The sequence below is a fragment of the Phenylobacterium sp. genome, assembly GCF_044358365.1.
In the GTDB taxonomy this organism is placed as follows: domain Bacteria; phylum Pseudomonadota; class Alphaproteobacteria; order Caulobacterales; family Caulobacteraceae; genus Phenylobacterium.
This window is the reverse complement of the sequence record NZ_JBIKNZ010000012.1, coordinates 17,403-34,593: the sequence shown is the minus strand read 5'-3', so window position 1 is coordinate 34,593 and position 17,191 is coordinate 17,403. Positions and strand designations below refer to the sequence as shown.

Below are 17,191 nucleotides of genomic sequence, written 5' to 3'. Positions count from 1 at the left end.
AGCGACTTAAGCCGCTGTCAAAGCTCGCCGCGCAGCACGCGGGCAAACAGGTCCGGGTCGACGTTGCCGCCCGACAGCACCAGACCCACCGTCTTGCCGCTGTAGCCGCCGATCTTGCCGGCCAGCAAGGCGGCCAGGCCGACCGAGCCGCCCGGCTCCACCACCAGCTTCAGGACGCTGAAGGCATAGCGCATGGCCTCGGCCACCTCGGCGTCGGTGACGACGGCGACATCCGCCACCGTCTTCTGCAGGATCGGGAAGGTGAGTTCGCCCGGGCACGGCGTCTCAAGCGCATCGCAGAGGGTGCGATGGGTGGGTTTCATGGGCGTACGCTGGCCGGCCTGCAGCGATTTCAATGTATCGTCATAGCCCGCCGGCTCGACCCCGATCACCGCCGTACGGGGCGAGAGCGCCTTCACCGCCGTGGCGATCCCGGACAACAGGCCGCCACCGCTGCACGGCGCGATGACGGCGTCGATAGGTGCGCCGAGGGCCTCGGCCTGCTGGACCATTTCGAGGCCCGCCGTGCCCTGGCCAGCCATGATGTGCACATCGTCAAAGGCCGGGACCATGACCGCGCCGCGCGCGGCGGCGATGGCGGCCGAGATCGCCTTGCGGCTCTCGGTCAGGCGGTCATGGAAAACCACCTCGGCGCCATAGCCTCGCGTGGCCTCGGCTTTCACCGTGGGTGCGTCGCTGGGCATCACAATGACGGCGGGCATTCCCAGCAGCTTCGCCGCCAGCGCCACGCCCTGGGCGTGATTGCCGGACGAGAACGCCACAACGCCGCGAACCCGTTCCGCCGCGTTGAGCTGAACCAGCCGGTTATAGGCGCCACGAAACTTGAACGCCCCCACCCGCTGCAAGGTCTCGGGCTTGATCAGGACCCGCAGGCCGAGCCGTTCGTTGAGCGCCGTACTCTCGATCAGCGGGGTTCTGACGGCATGGCCCTCCAGGCGGGCGGCGGCGGCCTCGATATCGGCAAGCGTGATCGTCATTTCGCAAACACCTGCGCGTCATCGGCAAAGGCCTTGAACTCCAGCGCGTTGCCGGAGGGGTCCAGGAAGAACATCGTGGCCTGCTCGCCCGGCGCGCCGGGAAAGCGGATGTGCGGTTCGATGATGAAGCTGGTCCCGGCCGACTTCAGCCGCGCGGCCAGCGCCTCCCATTCCGGCAAGGTCAGCAGCAGGCCAAAATGGCGCACGGGCACCTGGTGGCCATCGACCGCATTGGTCGCAGCCCCGCCTGCCTCGCCCGGCGACAGATGCGCCACGATCTGGTGACCGTGGAAGTCGAAATCCACCCACTCGGGACTGGAGCGCCCCTCGGGGCATCCCAGCAATTCGCCATAGAAAGCGCGGGCCTCGGCAAGATCGCGCACCGGGAAGGCGAGATGAAAACGCGGAATGTCCATGATCGCCTGATAGCGCGGCAAACGCTTGAGGACGAGGTCCAGCTGGTCTAAACCGGCTCCCGAATTGATCTCCGCCCGCTTGCCGAGCACCTGTCGAAGGGCTTGCGGGTTTTTTCCGGGCAGGTCGGGAGATCGTATCCAAAATGGCCAATGTCACGGTAATCGGCGCCCAGTGGGGCGACGAGGGCAAGGGCAAGCTTGTCGACTGGCTGTCCAACCGCGCCGATTTGGTCGTTCGTTTCCAGGGCGGTCACAACGCCGGCCATACCCTCGTCGTCGGGAACCAGACCTACAAGCTGTCGCTGCTCCCCTCCGGCGTGGTGCAGGGCAAGCTGTCGATCATCGGCAATGGCGTGGTGGTGGACCCCTGGCATCTGCTGAAGGAGATCGCGACACTGGGCGGACAGGGCGTGGCGATCACTCCCGATCTGCTGGTCGTGGCCGATAACGCCTGCCTGATCCTGCCGATCCATCGGGATCTGGACCAGGCGCGGGAAGCCGCTGCGCTGAACAAGATCGGCACCACCGGACGGGGAATCGGCCCGGCCTATGAGGACAAGGTAGGCCGCCGCGCGATCCGCGTCGCCGATCTGGCCGACCGTGAGGCCCTGGAGGCCAAGATCGACCGCTTGCTGGCGCACCATGCGCCCCTCCGCCGGGGGCTGGGCCTGCCGGATGTAGATCCTGCCGCCCTGCTGGCCGAGCTGGAGGCGATCGCGCCCAAAGTGCTGGTCTATGCCCGTCCGGCCTGGCTGTTGCTCGACGAGCTGGTGAAGGCGGGCAAGCGCGTGCTGTTCGAGGGCGCGCAGGGCGCTCTGCTGGACGTGGACCACGGCACCTATCCCTATGTCACTTCGTCCAACACCGTGGCCGGGCAGGCCGCCGCCGGATCGGGGCTTGGCCCCAAGGGGCCGGGCTATGTACTGGGTATCGTCAAGGCCTATACCACCCGGGTTGGCGAGGGGCCGTTCCCCACCGAGTTGTTCGACGCCGTGGGCCAACACCTGGGCACGGTCGGACGCGAGGTCGGCACTGTAACCGGGCGTTCGCGCCGCTGTGGCTGGTTCGACGCGGCGCTGGTGCGACAGTCGGTGGCGCTGAACGGGATTGCCGGTATCGCGCTCACCAAGCTGGACGTGCTGGACGGCCTGCCTACCCTGAAGATCTGCACCGGCTACCGCCTCGGCGATCAGGAAATCAGCTACCTGCCCGCAGGCCTCAAGGCCCAGAGCCAGCTTGTTCCGGTATACGAGGAGATGGAGGGCTGGAGCGGCACGACCCAGGGCGCGCGCTCCTGGAAGGACCTGCCGTCCAGTGCGGTGAAGTACGTCCGCCGTATCGAGGAATTGATCGGCGCACCGGTGGCCCTGCTGTCCACCAGCCCCCAACGGGACGACACCATCCTGATGCGGGATCCCTTCCACGACTGACGGCCCGCTGCATGAAGGCGGAATTTACTGTTTCTGCGGTATGAGCCCGACGCCAACGTGGGAGCCGCATCTTGTTCGACGGTGAGAAACGTAGCTACGCGAAGATGCAGCCGTTGCTGAAACGCGTGCTGATCGTAGACCCGCAGCCAGCCGGTGCGCGGCTGCTGGTGGATCTGATGCGTGATTTCGCGCGGTCCTACTGCTGGGTTGCGACCGACACCGAGCGCGCGCTGAAGATTGCCCAAACCTACGACCCACAACTTTTGGTGGTGGAGGTCGGAGACCCCAGGGTTGATGGGTTGGCCATCACGCGCGCCCTTCGCCGCAGCACCTGGAGCGCGCGTCAGGCGCCGGTCATCGCCATCGCGGGCTTGGCCACCGCCGCCTCGATCCTGGCGGCGCGCGACGCCGGCGTGCATGAATTCCTGCGCAAGCCCTACAGCCTGAAGGACCTGGTACGCCGCCTCGAGGCGGTGACGCTGCGAGAGCGGGATTGGGTTGAGGGCATACGTTACATCGGCCCCGACCGGCGTCGCTTCAACTCGGGTGAGTATTCCGGCTCGCTCAAGCGCCGCGACGATGGATCCGAGACTCCCTATCAGCAGAAAATCAATCAGGCGCTGAAGATCATCCAGGCAGCGGTGGCCGCGTCCGAGACGGATCCACAACAGGCCTTGCGCGCTATGCTGGCGCAGGCGAACTTCCTGCAAACCACTGCAATCGATTTCAGGATTACTCTGGCTGCGTCAGAGATCTACCAGAAACTGACTCGCGCCGTCCAATCGGGCGAACGACTGAGCCGCGCCGACGCCGAGCGGTGGGCCGCCCCACTTCTGGCCTGCCTGAAGGAAGACGCCGGCCTCGCCGACGACGCCGAGGCGGCGTAAGGCCCCCTACTCGCCGGCCTCCGCCGCCGCCTTGTTCAGGTCCGGCGCGTTGGGGGAGTTCATCGCCGCGCCCGTCTGCATGCCGGCCTTCAGCGCCGCTGCGGCGCCCTCGTGCGACATGATCTTGCTGAGCACCGCCTGCCCCGCGCGGTCGAACCACTCGCGGTTTTCGATAACGTACTGGCGTGAGGTGCGATAGCCTTCCAGCAGGCCCTGGACCTCGGGGATCACGTAGCGCGCCACCAGGTCCCAGCTCTTCGCGGTGTTCTCACGGTTGGCCCAGTCGTGGGCGAAGCCCAGCACCGTGCCGAAGCCGCCGGCGGACGCCGAAAGTTTACGGATCGCGGCCACCAGATCATCCGGTGTGCCGATCACCGAGGCGGCGCCATCGACAAACGCGGTCTGGTCGACCGCTTCGCCGGGCGACTTGAAGGGCAAGGCGCCCGGCCGCATCAGGGTGCCGACGGTGTATTCGTTGTGCCAGTGCATCAGGCCCTTGCCGGCCTGGGCGCGAGCTTCCTCGCGGGTTTCGGCGATGTGCCAGCTCATCAGCACCCGCCAGTTGGCGCGATCCACGGTCTTGCCCGACCTGGCCGCCGCCTGCTCGGCGAAGCCCCACTGGGTCGGCAGCGCGGCCAGGCCCGCGTCGGAGTTGGAGCCGATGGACAGCACGCCCATGCCGTACTTTCCGGCCAGGGTCATGCCCGACGGGCTGATGGACGAGGCGGTCACCATGGGCATCTCTTCCTGCAAGGGGAAAAGCTGCAGGCGCGCGTCCTGCAGGGTGAACCAGTCGCTCTTGTGGCTGACCCGCTCGCCTGCGAACAGGCGCTTGATCACGCCGATGGCCTCATCCTGGCGGTCGCGCTGGGTCATCGGGTCGATCCCCAGCATGTGGGCGTCCGACGGCAGGGCGCCGGGGCCGGTGCCGAAGATCACCCGCCCGCCGGTCATGTGATCCAGCTGCACCATGCGCTGGGCGATGGTGAAGGGGTGGTGATAGGGCAGCGAGACCACGCCGGTGCCCAGCCGGATGCGGTGGGTGTGTTCCCCCACCGCGGCCAGGAACATCTCGGGCGAGGCGATCATCTCCCAGCCGGTGGAGTGGTGCTCGCCGACCCAGAACTCGTCGTAGCCGAGGGCGTCGAGTTGGGCGGCAAACTTGATGTCATTGCGCATCTGCAGCATCGGGTGCTCGCCGATCGGGTGATGCGGGGCGAGGAATGCGCCGAACTTCATGCGGGCCATCTGGGGTCTCCGGAGTGAACGATCTCTTCTTGCACGCTGAGCGGCATAGCCCAATGACCCCACGGCGCCGCCACAGTTTTTCTGAAAGGTTGGCTGCCGACTTCCCGCCGGGCCGAGGCTCCTACGCTGGTGACAGCGCAGGCTCCGGCGTTCTCGCCTCATCACCCCGGCTGATCAGCCAGTAGGTCACCGGCGTCGCCACCCGCGACAGGAACGTTGACGTCACCAGCCCGCCCATGATCGCAATGGCCAGCGGCGAGTAGAGGCCGGATCGTTCCAGCGCGAGCGGCAACAACCCGAGGATCGCCGTCACCGAGGTCAGCAATACCGGCAGGAATCGCACCTCGCCGGCCTTCTCGATGGCCTCACGCAAAGGCACACCCTCGCGGCGCAACTGCTCGGTGAAGTCCACCAGCAGGATCGAGTTCTTTACCTCGATCCCGATCAGCGCGATCAGGCCGATGGTGGCGGTGAACGACAGCGAATTGCCGGTCAGCCACAGCGCCGCCACCGCGCCGAACAGGCCCAGCGGGATCACGCCCGCTACCACCAGCGCGGTTCTGAACTTGCCGAACTCCAGAACCAGCACCGCCAGGATGCCAAAGATCGCGATCAGGATCGCCGCGCCCAGACCCGAGAAACTCTCCGACTGCGCCTCGGCCTGGCCGCCCAGGCTCAGCGCATAGCCGGGGGGCAGGTCCAGCGCCTTGTCCAGGCGCGCCTTCGCGTCCGCGGTGACGGCGGAGGTCAGAAAGCCCGTCCCGACCTCACTGGTGACCGTTACGGTTCGCACGCGGTCATACCGGGTGATCCGCGCCGGGCTGGACTGGAAGCGCGGGGTGGCGATGGCGCCCAGCTGCGCCGCCTCACCGCCCGTCGTGGGCACAAATATGTCTTCCAGCGCCGAGAGCTCGTTCCGTTCGCCCATGGGCAGGCGCACGCGCACGGCATAGTCGTCGCCGTCGGGATCACGGAAGCGGGCGGTCTCCTCGCCGGAGAGCGCCAGTCGGGCCAGTCGGCGCGGGGCGCCGGCGGCCACGCCCATGGCGGCGGCCTTGCCCTCGTCCACCCCCAGATTGAGGTCCGTGCGCTCGACGCTCAGTGGATTGTTCACATCGCGGGCGCCGGGTGTGGCCTTCAGGGTCTGTTCGGCGCGCGCCGCCAGCGCCTTGAGCACGCCCATATCCTCGCCGCTGATGCGCACGGCGATCGGGGCCTCGACCGGCGGACCGTTGACGAAGGTGATCAGGCTGATCCGGATGCCGGGGTAGAGTGCGAACTCCTCGCGCAACCGATCAAAGAGCGCCGGGGTCTCGTCCGGCTTCCAGGCGTCGAGCGAGGCGAATACCTCCGCATAGCTTGACCGGGGCTGGCCCTGGCTCTGGTTGTAGAAGATCTGCGGATTGCCGCGCCCCAGGTTGGCGGCCGTCCAGCGCACATCCGGCTCGCGCGCCAGCCGGGACTCGACATAGCGCAGCGCCCCGTCGGTGCGGGACATCGATGTACCTTCCGGGGTCTCGATGCGGACCAGGAACTGCGGCGTCTCGGCGGGCGGGAACAGGCTGGACCCGATCGCCCCCAGCATCGGCACGGTCGTTGCGCAGATGACGGTGATTATCCCCATGGCCAGCCATGGCCGGGCCAGCGCGCGATGCAGGATCGGGCTGTAGATCCGGTGGATGGCCCCGCTCACGGCGCGCAGGATGACGTTCCCCTCCGGGTCCTCGTGGCGTGACAGCATCCGGCTGGCGAGGAATGGAATGATCGTCAGGGACACCAGCAACGAGGCGCCCACGGTGCAGAGGACGGTCACAGGCAGTGAGCGGATATAGGACCCGGCTCCACCCGGCAGCGCCAGCAGCGGCAGGAAGGCCAGCATCAGCGTCGCCGTGCAGCCGATCACCGCCAGCGAGATCTGCCGCGTCGCCTGGATCGCGGCGGTCGTTCGATCGAGGCCCATCCGCAGGTGACGCGCGATGTTCTCGGTGACCACGATGGAGTCGTCGACCAGCAGACCAAGGGACAGCACGAACCCGGCGATCGAGAGCTGGTTCACGGTAAAGCCGAGGATCTGGAGCGTGGCCAGTCCGATCAACAGCGACAGCGGGATCGAGACCATCACCACTGCTGATGCTCGCAGTCCCAGCGGCAACAAGGTGATCAGCACAAGCCCGAGCGCGATGCCGAAATCCCGGAACAGATTGCCCAGCCGATGCTCGACGTTGCGCGACTGGAAGAAGCCACGCTCCAGCTTCACGCCCCCCGGCAGCGTCTTTTCGAACTCGGCCAGCTGGGCCTCGACGCCCCTGGTGATCTTGCCGACGTCGGCGCCGTCCTTCTGCGCGACGGTGACGAAGACCGCGCGACGGCCGTTGAAGCGGGTCACATGCTGGGATTCCTGTTCGGCCCACTGAACCTGGGCTACATTACGAACCCGCACCACCTGGCCGCCAACCTCGCGCACCGGTGTGGCGGCGACATCCTCCACCTCGCGAAAGGCGCCGCCGGACTTGACGTTGAAGCGCCGCTCACCCGCATGGACTGCGCCGATGGGGGCGTCCGCGCCGGCCGCTCTCAGCGCGTCGGCGACCGCCGTGGCGGGCAGCCTCAGTTCGGCCAGTCGCGCCAGATCCAGCGAGACGCGGAGCTCCGACGGCGCCGCCCCCCAGTACTCCGCCTTGCGGACACCCGGCACCCGGTCCAGCCGTTCCCGTAACCGGTCGGCGACCTTCTCGAGGCGGCGCATGGGCATGCTGTCGCTGACCAGGGCCACCTGGATCACCGCCACTTCGGTGGTGCGCGCGCGCTGGACCTGAAGCTGGGTCAGGCCCTGGGGCAGGGCGCCGCGCAGGGCGTTCACCTCACGCACGACCTCGTCATATTTCCGGTCGACGTCCACGTCCCAGGTGAAGTCGACACTGATGATCACCGCGCCGTCGGTGCTGGTGGAGGCGATGGTGTCCACATCATCAAGGCCGGACAAGGCGTCCTCGATGGGATCGGCGACCAACTGTTCCAGTTCCGCCGGTTCGGCGCCAGGCAGGACGGCGCGCACGATCATGGTCGGGATCGGAAAGTGCGGATCTTCCGAACGTGGCGTGGTCAGGAACGCGCTCACGCCCAGCATCGTCAGCAGGGCGAACGCCACCAGGGTGAATTGCCAGCGGCGGACCGAGAACGTGGCGATGTCGAAGGTCATTTCGTGGGCGCCGCAGCGGTCATCAGCCGGGTAGGATCAACTACCCTCACCTTCTCGCCGTCGCCTACGAAGCCGGCCCCGGCGGTGATCACCTGTGCGCCCGGCGGCAGGCCGCCCACCAGGGCGAAGTCGCCTTCAAAGCCGTTGAAGGTCACGCTGCGGCGACGGGCAGTCGAGGTTCCGGGTTCGACAATCAGCACTGTGGCCTCGCGGCCCCGGGCCTCCAGGATCGCCTCCGCCGGCAGCCGGACAAGGCCCGTCGCCGCCGCCGTCGTCGCGCTCCCCGCCTCAATGCGAGCGGTCGCGATCTGGCCGCTGCGGAGCGCGGCCGAAGTCGGCAGTTCGATCTCGATGTCGACAGCGCCGGTCCGTGCGCCGGCGCTCTGACCCACCCGCGTCACCCGCCCCGTCAGATCTGACGGCGCGCCCTCCAGCTGCACCTGGGCCCGGGCGCCCACCCGGATGCGCGCGGCGTCGCGATCCGGCATCGGCGCGCGCAGAACAAACGGGCTGGCCTCATCGGCCACTCGAACCACGGCCTGACCGGGCTGAACCACCTCGCCGCCCTGACCGTTGCGCGCCAGCACCACGCCGCTCACCGGCGACACCAGCCTGGCCCATCGCCGATCAAAGGCGGTGGCGTTGTAGGCCGCCTGGGCCGACTTCACCGCACTGGCCCGATCGTCCAGCCGCGCCCGGCTGACAAACCCTTGGTCGAACAGTTTCTGGTCGCGGGCCAGATCACGCCGCACGCGTTCCAGGTCGGCGGCCGCACGCTGTTCGGACGCGGTCACGGTGGCGGGATCCAGTGTGGCCAGCACCTGCCCGGCCCGGACCCTGTCGCCAGCCTCGACGTTCACCCGCGTCATTACCCCGGGGATCCGGAACGACAGATCCATTTCACGTCGCCGTTCGATCCGCCCTGTGGACTGGACCGTTCCGTCCAGACGCGCAGCGCCCACAGTGACGGCCTCAACGGCAGGTGCCGGGACAGTCTGGACCGACGCCTTCGGCCCGCCGCATCCCGCGATCAGCAGAACCGCCAGGAGACTTGTCAGTAGTACAGGGCGGGGTCTGGTCACGGGCTTGCCGATTGTCTATCATTGATAAGTGATCGATGATCGGTAATCTGTCGGAATTGTCAAGCCGTCCCGGATCGTGAAAGGAGCTCGGCATGCCAGGAACGCTCCATCGTTCACCGCGCAAGGCCAAGGGCGCTGGCGCCGAGCGTCGCGAGGAGATCCTTGCCGCGGCGCTGCGGCTGTTTGGCGAGTACGGGCTCTACGGCGTCTCCACGCGCCAGATCGCCCAGGCCGTGGGCGTGTCGCAGCCCACGCTCTATGCCTACTTCACCTCGAAGGACGAGATCGCCGCAGAGCTCCACGCCCGCGCGTTTCGCGAACTCGAGGCGCGGCTGAAGCTGGGCGTACGGGATGTCGACACTCTGGAGGCGGTCGCAGCTAGCCTTCGCATCTACATCGACTTCGGCCTTGAGAATCCGGATGCCTATCGGGTGGCCTTCATGATCGAGGGGCCGCACGGGCGCGTGGCTGTTGAGGGGCCAGCGGATGAGTCGGACGTCTCGGTCCCCGGTCATACAGCGTTCGACATTCTTCGCCGGATGATCGCCGACCTGCACAGGCGCGGGCTGGGCGCGGGAGATGACCCCGAACGCATGGCTCAATCGATCTGGGCCGGTATGCATGGGCTGGTGTCGCTGCTGATCGCGCGCCCGGGATTCCCCTGGGTAGAGCGCGAGGCCCTGGTGGCGGGACACGTGCGGATGCTGGCCGCCATGGCCATGCGGCGGGACGGATAGGGCCAAACCGCTTTACGCCGCCTTCGAAGTGTAAGAAGCGATCCTGAACCGACCCACCAGGATCTGCCCGATGACCACCCTGATCGCCCCGGCTTCGGAAGCCGCCATCACCCGGCTGGAGATCCGCCGCCCCGACGACTGGCATTTGCACCTGCGCGATGGTGAGGTGCTGGCTTCGGTGGTCGACCACACGGCCCGCCAGTTCGCCCGCGCCATCGTCATGCCCAATCTGGTCCCGCCGGTGACGACCGTGGCCGCCGCAGAAGCCTACCGCGCCCGCATCCTGGCCGCCGTCTCGCCGGGGCTGGATTTCACCCCGCTGATGACCTGCTACCTCACCGACGGCATGGATCCGCAGGAGGTCGAGACCGGCTTCGCCGCCGGGGTCTTCACCGCCTGCAAGCTCTATCCGGCGCACGCCACCACCAATTCGAGCCACGGCGTCACCGACATCCGCAACATCTACCGCGTGCTTGAGACGATGCAGCGGATCGGCATGCCCCTGCTGATTCACGGTGAGGTGACCGATGTCCACGTCGACATCTTTGACCGCGAGGCGGTGTTCATCGAACGCATCCTGACCCAGGTGGTGGCCGACTTCCCGGGGCTGAAGATCGTCTTCGAGCACATCACCACGGCCGAGGCGGTAGATTTCGTCAAGGCCAGCGGTCCCAACATCGCCGCCACCATCACGCCGCACCACCTGGCCATCAACCGCAACGCCATGTTCCAGGGCGGCATCCGCCCGCACCTCTACTGCCTGCCCATCGTCAAGCGCGAACGCCACCAGCTGGCGCTGCGGGCCGCGGCCACCTCGGGATCACCGAAGTTCTTTCTGGGCACCGATTCCGCCCCTCACGCCGTTCAGGACAAGGAAGCCGCCTGCGGCTGCGCCGGCATCTTCAACGCCCCCTTCGCCCTCGAAAGCTATGCCGTGACCTTCGAGGAGGAAGGCGCGCTCCACCACCTCGAAGGCTTCGCCTCCGAGCACGGCCCGCGCTTCTACGGCCTGCCCCTCAATGACGGGAAGGTGGCTCTGGATCGCATTGATTGCGTCGTGCCGGACGAGGTCCGGGCAGGCCCCAACGCCGTGGTCCCGTTCCACGCCGGCGAGACGCTGCCGTGGCGGTTTGCGGGTATCGTTGCAGACTGATCTCGCGCAGGAGAAAGGCGGCCGGGAGGCCCCGACCGCCTGATTCATTCGGCAGAACGCTGCCCCTACGCCTCGATCAGGTGCTTCTCCAGCGCCGCTGCCCGCATCGACTTCTGCAGCTTTTCAAACGCCCGCACCTCGATCTGGCGGACCCGTTCGCGGCTGACGCCGTAGTGGCCGGCGAGGTCTTCCAGGGTGGTGGGTTCGTCCTTCAGGCGGCGTTCGGTCAGGATGTGGCGTTCGCGGTCGGTGAGCTCGGTCATGGCGGCGCCCAGCAGATCCATGCGCACGCTGTTTTCCTGGGCGTCGGCGACCACGGTTTCCTGGCTCGGCGTCTTGTCGTCGACCAGCCAGTCCTGCCACTCGCTCTCGCTGTCGGCGCGCATCGGCGAGTTCAGCGAGGCGTCGCCGCCCGCCAGCCGCCGGTTCATCGAGATCACTTCCTCGTCCAGCACGCCCAGCTTGGTGGCGATGGTCGTCACCTGATCCGGGCGCAGGTCGCCCTCCTGCAGGGCGGCGATCTCGCTCTTCACCTTGCGCAGGTTGAAGAACAGCTTCTTCTGCGCCGCCGTCGTGCCCATCTTCACCAGCGACCACGAGCGCAGGATGTATTCCTGGATCGAGGCGCGGATCCACCACATGGCGTAGGTCGCCAGGCGGAAGCCCTTGTCCGGGTCGAACTTCTTGACGGCCTGCATCAGGCCGACGTTGCCCTCGGAGATCACCTCGCCGATCGGCAGGCCGTAGCCGCGATAGCCCATGGCGATCTTGGCCACGAGACGCAGGTGGCTCGTCACCATGCGGTGAGCGGCCTTCGGGTCCTCGTGCTCCTGCCAGGCCTTGGCGAGCATGAACTCCTCGTCCTTGGCCAGCATCGGAAACTTCCGGATCTCGGTCAGATACCGGCTCAGTCCGCCTTCCGGCGACATCACGGCGATCGCATTTGCGGCCATGGTCTTATCCCCTCGTTTTGTCGGACATACGGGCCGATGCGCGGTCTGCGCGCTTCGACGTCTCGCCCCCTCTAACCCCTATGTAGGCATCGGGTTGCGCGGGCGGAAGGTCGCGGGGAGGAACGACCCGAAAGTCCGACTTCTGAAGTCAGGAATATCCCCGGAAATGGGGCGCCTTCAAGGCAGGCTTTCTTGGGGTGACGATAGGGAAGCTGAGGGCGGATTTTCACAAGGCCTCCAGAAGTTGCTCCAGCTGCGCCATGTCCGCCGGCAGCGGGCTTTCGAACCGCAGCGTCTCGCCGGTCACCGGGTGCACAAACCCCAGCACGGCGGCGTGCAGGGCCTGGCGCGTCAGGCCCACCGCCTCCATAGCCGCCCGCACCGTGGCCGAAGGTCCGCCGGAGCCATAGACCGGGTCGCCCAGGCAGGGCGTGCCGCGCGAGGCCAGATGGACGCGGATCTGGTGGGTGCGACCGGTCTCGAGCCGGCATTCCAGCCGGGCGGCCAGCGGCTTGTCCGGCGGCCCGAATGTACTCACTACCTTGTAATGCGTGATAGCGTGGCGCCCGCCGGATTTCACCAGCGCCATCTTCTTGCGATCATGGGAGGACCGCGCGATGGACCCCTCGATCGTCCCCTTGTGGGGCCAGGGCGCACCCCGGGTAAACGCAACATAGACACGCTCGATATTGTGAATAGCAAACAGACTGGAAAGTCCCTGGTGGGCCGCATCGGTCTTGGCCGCGACCACGACGCCCGAGGTCTCCTTGTCGATACGGTGGACAATGCCCGGCCGCGCCACCCCGCCGATGCCGGAAAGGCTGGCACCGCAATGGTGCAGCAGGGCGTTGACGACGGTGCCGGTCTCGCTGCCGGGCGCGGGGTGCATGGCGATGCCCGGCGGCTTGTCGATGACGATCAGGTAGGCGTCTTCGTAGAGGACGGTGAGCGGAATGGCCTCTGGCAGCGGGATGGCCGAGGTGGGCGGCGGGATCTCGAGGCGATAGGTTCCCGCCTGGGCCTTCGCCGAGCCGTCCGTCACCGGAACCCCGTCGCAGGTGACCCGGCCTTCGGCGATCAGCGCCTGGATGCGGCCGCGCGACAGATCCGCAAGGCCCGCCGCCAGCAGCTTGTCGACCCGCCCGTTGGCGTGGCCCTGGCTGACGTCCAGCAGCCGCAGGCCCGGGGGCTCATCGTCGGGGTCCGGCTCACCGCTCATGGCCCGGCGTAGCGCGGAGCGACCCGCCCTGGCAATGCCACGGGGATTTCAGAGTTGGGCAAGGGCTGTCGCAAGCCTGTGTTATGGCTCTGCCATAAGAGGCGGCTGAAAATGGGGAGAACCGTCCATGAAGATCGATCGTCGTACAGCGCTGGGCCTGATCGGCCTGGGCGCCACATCACCGGCCGCAGGGCAGACCGCCGCCGGCAAGGTCAGTTTCAAACACGGCGTCGCGTCGGGCGACCCGTTGCAGGACAGGGTGGTGCTCTGGACCCGGATCACGCCGGCGACGCCTGGCGGCCAGATCAGCTATCGCTGGGCCCTCAAGCCGGTTGGCGCCGGCGCCACGAAGACCGGAACCGGCGTTACCGGCCCCGAGCGGGACTATACCGCAAAAGTTGATGCGACGGGCCTGGACGCCGGGCGCGCCTACACCTTCACCTTCGAGGCCGAGGGCGTCACGTCGCCGACCGGTCGTACGATGACGCTGCCGGCCGGGCCGACTAAGGATGTGGTGTTCGCCGTGGCGTCCTGCTCGCTCTATCCGCAGGGCTATTTCAACGCCTACCGCGCCATGGCCGACCTGCCGCGCCTGGATCTGGTGCTGCACATGGGCGACTACATCTATGAGTACGGCGGCCCGGGCACCTATGGCATGGATTCCGCTGTGGCCAAGGAGCGGGCGCACGCGCCCGCGCACGAGATCCTGAGCCTCGCCGACTATCGCCAGCGTCACGGTCAGTACAAGTCCGACCCGGACCTGCAGGCCGCTCATGCCCGCGCCGCCTGGATCGTCGCCTGGGATGACCATGAGACCACGAACGACAGCTACGCCACGGGGGCCCAGAACCACCAGCCGACCACCGAAGGCGACTGGACGGCGCGCAAGGCCGTGGCGCTCAAGGCCTACTACGAGTGGATGCCGATCCGCGAGCCGAAGCCCGGTCAGTCCCTCGCCGAAGCCGCAGCCCGCAGCTTCAAGGTGGGCGATCTGGCCCAGATCATCATGCTGGAAACCCGCCTGACGGCCCGCGACAAGCAGCTGACCTATGACAACGACATGCCGATGGCCGACGGCAAGCCTGACCTCGCCGCCTTCCGGACCAAGCTTTACGACCCCACCCGTCGCATGATGGGGCCGGCGCAGGAGGCCTGGCTGGCCGGAGAGTTGGCCGGCTCGGTCAAGGCCGGGCACGCCTGGCAAGTCATCGGCACCGGCGTGTTCATGGCGCGGGTCAAGATCCCGGACCCGGCAAAGGATTTCCCCGCCGATGCCCTGACCTCTCTGGACGAGGCGGCAAGGGGCCGCTTGCGTCGCTGGGGCGCCCTGGCGGGCCAGCCCTATGGCCTGGACATGTGGGACGGCTACCCCCTCGACCGCGAGCGGGTCTACGACATGATCAAGCAGGCTGGCGCGCGCCCCATCGTGGTCTCCGGCGACAGCCACGCGTTCTGGGCCAATGAACTGGCCGACGCCTCTGGCAAGCGCGTGGCCTGCGAGTTCGCGGGCACCTCCATCACCAGTCCGGGCGGCGGCGACGCCTTCAAGACTTTTGATATCGGCGCGGTGTTCGCCAAGGCGAGCGACGAGGTGATCTACAACGACCAGTCCTCGAAGGGCTTTGTGCTGGTGACCCTGTCACGGGACGCCGCGCGGGGCGATCTGGTGGCGGTCTCGACCATCGTCGACAAGGCGTTCACTGTCCGGACCGCCAAGAGCTTCCAGGCCACGCCTGAGGGGAAGGGGATATCCGGGCTGAAGGAAATCTGACCGCGACGACCCTCGCCCGGCTCTCTGGCGATGTCGGCCGGGCGATGGTTCGGCCGACAGCCAGATGGCTTCAGCGCGCGCGGCGAATCTGGGCCAGCTCCTCGGCCAGACTGCGGATTTCCTCGATCGCGTTTTCGGCGGGTCCCCTCATCGCCGTCAAGGTCGACTCGTTCATGGGGCCGGCTGTCAGATTGAGACGGGTTGTGCGGGCGCCGGGATGTATCTCGAACGTAGCGGAAAAGGCGTCGCCCTCGGCCGGGCCGTACTGATCATAGTCGAACTGCAGCAGCCGGTCCGGCTCAAAGGCCGCGATCCGGCCCGACGCCCGCACCGTGCCGTTGGAGGTCTTCCAGGTGAACTTGTCTCCGGCTTTCCACGTGGTCTGGATCGACAACCCGTCCATGTACGCTGCCGCCCATTCCTTGACGATCTCATTGGTGGTCAGGATGCGCCACACCTCGTGGGCCGGGGCGGCGATCTCTCGGGAGCATCTGAGCGTCGGCATGATGTTTCTTTATCTGCACATACCCAATGATCGAGCGACCTGGAGGTTCCGCCATACGGATGCGCTCCGGTTAATGCGAGGTTGAGCCCGGACTGCCGACCGCTGCCGATCAACCCGCTCAGCCCACCGCCGCGCGTTTCGGCATCACGCCATTGGCCTCGCGCAGTATGGCTTCCATCTCATCGGCCGGCATCGGGCGTGCGAAGAAGTAACCCTGCATCCGGTCGCAACCGGCGGAACGCAGGAACAGTGCCTGCGCCTCGTGTTCAACACCCTCGGCGATGATGCGGACACCCAGCGACCGGGCGGCATGCAGCATGGAGGCGACCAGTTTGGAGACGCGTGGGTCGCGGCCCACATCGTCGATAAGCGAGCGATCCAGCTTCACCGTCTGGATAGGCAGGTGCATCAGGGCGCGCAGGTTCGAATAGCCAGTGCCAAAGTCGTCAAGGGCCACGTTCACCCCTCTGGACGCGAGCCTTTCGATGTGGCGTCGCGCCAGGGCCATGTCCTGCAGCAGGAAGGTCTCTGTGATCTCGACGGTGAGCGCAGTGGCCGGCAGGGCCGTCTGTCCAAGCCGCTGGATGAGCTTTCGCGAGAACGCCGGATCCAGCAAATCTCGCGGCGAGACGTTGCACGACACCACCTCGATCAGGTTGTCGGCGACCCAGGGTGCGGCGCGGGCGCAGGCGGCCTCGAAGATGGCTTCATCGATGGCCTTGATCAGGCCCAGTTCCTCCGCCATCGGTACAAAGGCGGCGGGCGAAAGCAGTCCCTGGTCCGGGTGCCGCCAGCGGGCGAGCACCTCGACGCCGACCATGCGGCCGGTCATGGAATCAATGATCGGCTGGAACCAGGGCTCGATTTCACCGGCCGGTATGGCGCGCCGCAGCTCAGCCTCCAGAGTACGGCGACGCAGGCTCTCGTTGCGCAGGTCGGCGTCGAAAACCGAGCATCGACGGCCGCCCAGGGTCTTTGCGCGATAGAGCGCCATATCGGCGAACCGTTGAAGGTCGCCCGCATCCTGAGCGTCCCGGGGATAGAGCGCCACGCCGACGGAGCCACTCGGCGTGACCGGCCGCCCATAGATCGTATGGGGCAAGGTCAAAAGGGAGATCAACCGGGCTGCCCGTACCGAGATATCGGTATCGTTGGTGATCAGGGCGAACTCGTCTCCGCCCAGCCGCGCCACCAGATCGCCGGGCCGGGCCTCGGCGCGAAGGCGCTCGCCCAGTTCGGCCAGCAGCTGGTCGCCGGCATGGTGCCCCAGGGTGTCGTTGAGGTTCTTGAAGTGATCCAGATCAATGATGAACAGGGCGACCTGCGCCCCACTTTCACGGGCCGCCTCGAGACGCTCGCAGAGCCCGGATGTAAAGGCGCCCCGGTTTACCAGGCCCGTAAGCGAGTCGGTCTGCGCCAGCCTCAGCGTCAGCTCACGCTCGGCTTCCAGCTCCGCTACGCGGGCGGCGAATTCAGTCAGGCGATCGGCAAGTCGCGGCACAGGAATCGATCTGGGGTCCAGCAAAGGATCCCAGCTTCGCTGATCGAAGCGAATGTCGGGTTTAGCGACAAGGTTTACGCGCGTTAGGCTAC

General features: G+C 67.1%; 14 protein-coding genes. 5 read left to right on the top strand and 9 right to left on the bottom strand.

From position 1 onward, the window contains the following. Positions 1-17: 17 nt before the first annotated feature. Together ACIQ3B_RS05425 and ACIQ3B_RS05420 are read right to left on the bottom strand one after the other, a co-directional pair. Positions 18-998, bottom strand: a complete 981-nt coding sequence (locus ACIQ3B_RS05425; RefSeq protein WP_397400387.1) for a threonine/serine dehydratase — start codon at positions 996-998, stop codon at positions 18-20. Further along, complete coding sequence (locus ACIQ3B_RS05420; protein WP_397400385.1) at positions 995-1,414, bottom strand: VOC family protein; 420 nt, start codon at positions 1,412-1,414, stop codon at positions 995-997. Before ACIQ3B_RS05420 ends, ACIQ3B_RS05425 begins: the two co-directional genes overlap by 4 nt. Before the next feature lie 143 nt (positions 1,415-1,557). Here ACIQ3B_RS05420 and ACIQ3B_RS05415 point away from each other — a divergent pair, with 143 nt between their 5' ends. Both ACIQ3B_RS05415 and ACIQ3B_RS05410 read left to right on the top strand, forming a co-directional pair. Further along, positions 1,558-2,844: an adenylosuccinate synthase gene (locus ACIQ3B_RS05415; protein ID WP_397400383.1), complete on the top strand. Its 1,287-nt coding sequence runs from the start codon at positions 1,558-1,560 to the stop codon at positions 2,842-2,844. A gap of 71 nt (positions 2,845-2,915) precedes the next feature. After that, positions 2,916-3,731, top strand: coding sequence for a response regulator transcription factor (locus tag ACIQ3B_RS05410; protein ID WP_397400381.1), 816 nt, complete (start codon positions 2,916-2,918; stop codon positions 3,729-3,731). Positions 3,732-3,737: 6 nt separating this feature from the next. On the opposite strand, the gene ACIQ3B_RS05405 is transcribed toward ACIQ3B_RS05410, so the two are convergent. The 3 genes from ACIQ3B_RS05405 to ACIQ3B_RS05395 form a co-directional block, all read right to left on the bottom strand. Continuing rightward, on the bottom strand, positions 3,738-4,979 hold the full coding sequence (locus ACIQ3B_RS05405) for an LLM class flavin-dependent oxidoreductase (RefSeq protein ID WP_397400379.1): 1,242 nt from the start codon (positions 4,977-4,979) through the stop codon (positions 3,738-3,740). Between the two features lie 121 nt (positions 4,980-5,100). Beyond that, positions 5,101-8,178, bottom strand: a complete 3,078-nt coding sequence (locus ACIQ3B_RS05400; RefSeq protein ID WP_397400378.1) for an efflux RND transporter permease subunit — start codon at positions 8,176-8,178, stop codon at positions 5,101-5,103. Continuing rightward, a complete protein-coding gene (locus tag ACIQ3B_RS05395) occupies positions 8,175-9,260 on the bottom strand; it encodes an efflux RND transporter periplasmic adaptor subunit (RefSeq protein ID WP_397400376.1) in 1,086 nt (361 codons plus the stop codon). Before ACIQ3B_RS05395 ends, ACIQ3B_RS05400 begins: the two co-directional genes overlap by 4 nt. Positions 9,261-9,352: 92 nt before the next feature. Between ACIQ3B_RS05395 and ACIQ3B_RS05390 the strand changes: the two genes are divergently transcribed. After that, positions 9,353-9,997 (top strand): TetR/AcrR family transcriptional regulator, encoded by a 645-nt coding sequence (locus ACIQ3B_RS05390; RefSeq protein WP_397400374.1) that lies wholly within the window; start codon positions 9,353-9,355, stop codon positions 9,995-9,997. Positions 9,998-10,067: 70 nt separating this feature from the next. Then, the gene (gene pyrC, locus ACIQ3B_RS05385) at positions 10,068-11,150 is read left to right on the top strand and encodes a dihydroorotase (protein ID WP_397400372.1); all 1,083 of its coding nucleotides are present in this window, start codon (positions 10,068-10,070) and stop codon (positions 11,148-11,150) included. A 65-nt stretch (positions 11,151-11,215) separates the two neighbouring features. Here pyrC and rpoH read toward each other — a convergent pair whose 3' ends face one another. Both rpoH and ACIQ3B_RS05375 read right to left on the bottom strand, forming a co-directional pair. Beyond that, positions 11,216-12,103, bottom strand: a complete 888-nt coding sequence (gene rpoH / locus ACIQ3B_RS05380; RefSeq protein WP_397400370.1) for an RNA polymerase sigma factor RpoH — start codon at positions 12,101-12,103, stop codon at positions 11,216-11,218. A 226-nt stretch (positions 12,104-12,329) separates the two neighbouring features. After that, on the bottom strand, positions 12,330-13,322 hold the full coding sequence (locus tag ACIQ3B_RS05375) for an RluA family pseudouridine synthase (RefSeq protein ID WP_397400368.1): 993 nt from the start codon (positions 13,320-13,322) through the stop codon (positions 12,330-12,332). 127 nt (positions 13,323-13,449) lie between these two features. Between ACIQ3B_RS05375 and ACIQ3B_RS05370 the strand changes: the two genes are divergently transcribed. After that, a complete protein-coding gene (locus tag ACIQ3B_RS05370) occupies positions 13,450-15,093 on the top strand; it encodes an alkaline phosphatase D family protein (RefSeq protein WP_397400366.1) in 1,644 nt (547 codons plus the stop codon). A 70-nt stretch (positions 15,094-15,163) separates the two neighbouring features. Here the strand turns inward: ACIQ3B_RS05370 and ACIQ3B_RS05365 are convergent, their stop codons facing one another. Together ACIQ3B_RS05365 and ACIQ3B_RS05360 are read right to left on the bottom strand one after the other, a co-directional pair. Beyond that, positions 15,164-15,598, bottom strand: a complete 435-nt coding sequence (locus tag ACIQ3B_RS05365; protein WP_397400364.1) for an SRPBCC domain-containing protein — start codon at positions 15,596-15,598, stop codon at positions 15,164-15,166. 118 nt (positions 15,599-15,716) lie between these two features. Then, entirely contained in the window at positions 15,717-17,099 is a 1,383-nt protein-coding gene (locus tag ACIQ3B_RS05360) for a putative bifunctional diguanylate cyclase/phosphodiesterase (protein ID WP_397400362.1), read from the bottom strand. Between the last annotated feature and the right edge of the window lie 92 nt (positions 17,100-17,191).

Excerpts from the sequence above, each read along its gene's own strand:
- ACIQ3B_RS05425 (WP_397400387.1), bottom strand. The coding sequence starts at position 998 with ATGACGATCACGCTTGCCGATATCGAGGCCGCCGCCGCCCGCCTGGAG.
- ACIQ3B_RS05420 (WP_397400385.1), bottom strand. The coding sequence starts at position 1,414 with ATGGACATTCCGCGTTTTCATCTCGCCTTCCCGGTGCGCGATCTTGCC.
- ACIQ3B_RS05415 (WP_397400383.1), top strand. The coding sequence starts at position 1,558 with ATGGCCAATGTCACGGTAATCGGCGCCCAGTGGGGCGACGAGGGCAAG.
- ACIQ3B_RS05405 (WP_397400379.1), bottom strand. The coding sequence starts at position 4,979 with ATGGCCCGCATGAAGTTCGGCGCATTCCTCGCCCCGCATCACCCGATC.
- ACIQ3B_RS05400 (WP_397400378.1), bottom strand. The coding sequence starts at position 8,178 with ATGACCTTCGACATCGCCACGTTCTCGGTCCGCCGCTGGCAATTCACC.
- ACIQ3B_RS05390 (WP_397400374.1), top strand. The coding sequence starts at position 9,353 with ATGCCAGGAACGCTCCATCGTTCACCGCGCAAGGCCAAGGGCGCTGGC.
- pyrC (WP_397400372.1), top strand. The coding sequence starts at position 10,068 with ATGACCACCCTGATCGCCCCGGCTTCGGAAGCCGCCATCACCCGGCTG.
- rpoH (WP_397400370.1), bottom strand. The coding sequence starts at position 12,103 with ATGGCCGCAAATGCGATCGCCGTGATGTCGCCGGAAGGCGGACTGAGC.
- ACIQ3B_RS05375 (WP_397400368.1), bottom strand. The coding sequence starts at position 13,322 with ATGAGCGGTGAGCCGGACCCCGACGATGAGCCCCCGGGCCTGCGGCTG.
- ACIQ3B_RS05370 (WP_397400366.1), top strand. The coding sequence starts at position 13,450 with ATGAAGATCGATCGTCGTACAGCGCTGGGCCTGATCGGCCTGGGCGCC.
- ACIQ3B_RS05365 (WP_397400364.1), bottom strand. The coding sequence starts at position 15,598 with ATGCCGACGCTCAGATGCTCCCGAGAGATCGCCGCCCCGGCCCACGAG.